Source organism: Microcoleus sp. T2B6 (assembly GCF_036700475.1).
GTDB lineage: Bacteria > Cyanobacteriota > Cyanobacteriia > Cyanobacteriales > Microcoleaceae > Microcoleus.
Window position 1 is genome coordinate 31148 of record NZ_JAUBOZ010000085.1, and the last position, 2768, is coordinate 33915.

At 44.7% G+C, this 2768-nt stretch carries 2 protein-coding genes; both read left to right on the top strand.

Annotated elements, in window-relative coordinates:
• Positions 1 to 170: 170 nt before the first annotated feature.
• Positions 171 to 1952, top strand: coding sequence for an ABC transporter ATP-binding protein (locus QUA00_RS27620; RefSeq protein WP_333411853.1), 1782 nt, complete (start codon positions 171 to 173; stop codon positions 1950 to 1952).
• A gap of 291 nt (positions 1953 to 2243) precedes the next feature.
• On the top strand, positions 2244 to 2675 hold the full coding sequence (gene ccmS / locus QUA00_RS27625) for a beta-carboxysome assembly chaperone CcmS (protein WP_333158913.1): 432 nt from the start codon (positions 2244 to 2246) through the stop codon (positions 2673 to 2675).
• Positions 2676 to 2768: the final 93 nt, after the last annotated feature.

Below are 2768 nucleotides of genomic sequence, written 5' to 3' on the forward strand. Positions count from 1 at the left end.
TCTAAAAGACAATTTCTTAGTTGTGGAACGGGCATCTTGCCCGTTCGGAACAGGCTAAAAGCCCGTTCTAAAAGACAATTTCTTAGTTGTGGAACGGGCATCTTGCCCGTTTCTAAAGCTGTGAGAGTAGTGCAAAATCTAAAAATTGCCCAATTACCCCCAATCCTCAATTGTCACCAAATCCATCAAAACCTGTCCATCCCCTAAAGCGGCTGCTGAAGTACGGGCGCCGCTACCGCCTGAAAGCTTGGCTGGCAAGTATCTGTTCGCTGCTGAATAAATTCTTTGATTTAGCGCCACCAGCATTAATCGGTATTGCCGTTGATGTGGTGGTGAAACAGCAAGATTCTATCCTCGCTCAGTGGGGCATAAAAGATGTCTTTTGGCAACTGGCAATTATCACTCTTTTGAGCGCGGTTGTTTGGACGTTGGAATCTATTTTTGAATATGCCTATGATTATTTGTGGCGCAATTTGGCTCAGGATATTGAACACGATTTGCGTCTGGAAGCTTACAGCCATTTGCAGGAATTAGAATTAGCTTATTTTGAAGAACGCAGCACTGGTGGTTTGATTTCTATTCTCAATGATGATATCAATCAACTCGAACGTTTTTTGGACGACGGCGCTAATGAAGTAATTCAGGTAATGACAACGGTTGTTGTGATTGGTGCGGCTTTTTTTGCTGCTTCTCCTGGTGTTGCTGGGCTGTCAATGCTGCCCATACCTTTTATTATTTGGGGTTCGATCGCCTTTCAAAACCGCCTCGCTCCTCTCTATGCTGATGTGCGGGAAAAGGTGAGTTTTCTGAACGGGCAACTGTCGAATAATTTGATGGGAATTACTACTATTAAAAGTTTTACTTCCGAAGATTATGAAATTCAGCGTATCGAAACACAAAGCCAAGCTTACCGCGAAAGCAACCGACGGGCGATCGTACTTTCGGCAGCTTTTATTCCCCTGATTCGGGTTGTGATTTTCTTGGGGTTTATTGCAACACTATTTTTGGGCGGTTTGGAGGTTGTGGCGGGCCGATTGTCTGTGGGAACTTACAGCGTTTTGGTGTTTTTGACCCAGCGGTTGCTGTGGCCGCTGACTCGCCTGGGAGATACTCTGGATCAATACCAGCGCGCGATGGCTTCGACTAATCGGGTGATGAATTTGTTGGATACTCCGATCGCAATTCGCACGGGTGATATTCGGCGGCCGGTTAGTTCGATTAAGGGTGAGTTGGAATTTAAAAATGTTACCTTTTCTTATAATCAAAGAAAACCGATTTTGCAGTATTTTTCCTTGACTCTGCCGGCGGGAAAAACTACTGCGATTGTTGGCGCTACTGGTTCGGGTAAAAGTACGCTGGTGAAACTAATCTTGAGGCTGTACGAGGTACAGTATGGCAATATTTACCTCGACGGTATAGAATTAAATGACCTGAATTTAAAAGATTTACGGAGAGCGATCGGATTGGTGAGTCAAGATGTATTTTTGTTCCACGGTACGGTGGCAGAAAATATTGCTTACGGCAGTTTTGAGGCAACCAATCGAGAGATAGTAAATGCTGCGAAAATTGCAGAAGCGCACGAGTTTATCGCCCAATTGCCGGACGGTTACAACACTATTGTAGGGGAACGCGGTCAAAAATTGTCGGGGGGTCAGCGGCAGCGAATTGCAATTGCGAGGGCTGTTTTGAAGAATCCGCCGATTTTGATTCTTGACGAAGCTACTTCAGCGGTGGATAACGAGACTGAGGCGGCAATTCAGCGATCGCTCGAACGAATTACCAAGAATCGCACTACAATTGCGATCGCCCACCGTCTTTCTACTGTCCGCAATGCCGATTGCATTTGTGTCATGGAAGAGGGGCTGGTGGTAGAATCGGGGCAGCACGAACAACTGATCGAACATGACGGAATTTATGCGGCGCTCTGGCGCGTGCAATCTGGTATAAGATAGAAACGCAGCGGTTTTGGGTAATGGGGAATTGCTCATGGGGAATTAGTAATATCATGTCTGGTAGCATCACAAGTATATGGGCGGGGCGGGTTTATGAGATAATTAGTTTGACACGTAGATTGTTGGTAAAACCCGCCCCTACTAGAGGGAAAATTACCCGATCGCAAATCAACCCGACATGATATAGTTGGTAATTTGAATCATAACTAATGACAAATGCCAACTGACTACTGACTGCTGACTACTGACTGCTGACTGTAAAATATTAGTTTATACAAACAAGAAGAGAAAATGTTTCTATTTGATAGCCCTGAGTCCAAACCCAACGAAAATAGCTGGAGTCGGAAATTAGATAAATTTGTGAAAGCTAATCAACATGAATTGGCTGCTTTGGCTTGGGGGCTATTTCTGGAAAGGGGAGAGGAAAGCGAGGAAATTTTGGCAATTGATATTGCAGAAACTGCGCGTTTTGTGTATTGTAAGAAAGAGGCGGTTGAGGAGTTGAACCGTCAAGTAAAAAGTCATATTCAGGAAGTTGTAGGTGTGTTGAATGCTCACAAGCCTGAGAAGGAAGTGGCGATTTTGGCGATCGGCGAAGGTCAAATTAAGTTAATTTTATTTGAACCTAAGCCTGAACCTCCTGTTTGTTTTGAGGAAGCTGCAACCGATGTGGATACATTGTTGGCTAAGCTGGAACAGCAGATGGTTGAATATATGAAATAGGCCTTATAGCCTTTCTCATAAGCTGTTCGGCATTTAAAGGACTTGCGTAAGGTGCGTCAGCATCTAAGGTTTTCCGTTTCAGCGTAAGGGTTC

Coding starts and splice junctions, on each gene's coding strand:
- ccmS (WP_333158913.1), top strand. CDS start 2,244: ATGTTTCTATTTGATAGCCCTGAGTCCAAACCCAACGAAAATAGCTGG.